Origin of the sequence: Delftia sp. ASV31 (genome assembly GCF_016428765.1) — a bacterium.
In the GTDB taxonomy this organism is placed as follows: domain Bacteria; phylum Pseudomonadota; class Gammaproteobacteria; order Burkholderiales; family Burkholderiaceae_C; genus Comamonas; species Comamonas acidovorans.
The window spans coordinates 1-318 of record NZ_JAELTK010000265.1 but is presented as its reverse complement, the minus strand read 5'-3'; the positions used below and the strand labels follow the sequence as shown (position 1 = coordinate 318).

Annotated in this window: 1 protein-coding gene; it reads left to right on the top strand. The window is 76.1% G+C overall.

The genetic code is table 11. From position 1 onward, the window contains the following. Positions 1–113: 113 nt before the first annotated feature. Positions 114–318: hypothetical protein (locus JHD82_RS30135; protein WP_233174968.1), on the top strand; the 205-nt coding region annotated here is incomplete at its 3' end.

Below are 318 nucleotides of genomic sequence, written 5' to 3'. Positions count from 1 at the left end.
CCCCCCCCCCCCCCCCCCCCCCCCCCCCCCCCCCCCCCCCCCCCCCCCCCCCCCCCCCCCCCCCCCCCCCCCCCCCCCCCCCCCCCCCCCCCCCCCCCCCCCCCCCCTTTTTAATGATACGGCGACCCCCGAGATCTACACTGTTCGCATTTCGTCGGCAGCGTCAGATGTGTATAAGAGACAGGGCCTGGACCGTGCTGCGCGGCGGGCAGGTGACCGGCGTGTGCAACCCGGCCGTGGAGAGCAATGCCTCGCTGTCGCGGCTGATGATCGGCTCGGAGCCGCCCGAGCTCACGCACCGCGAATCCCAGGTCGGCG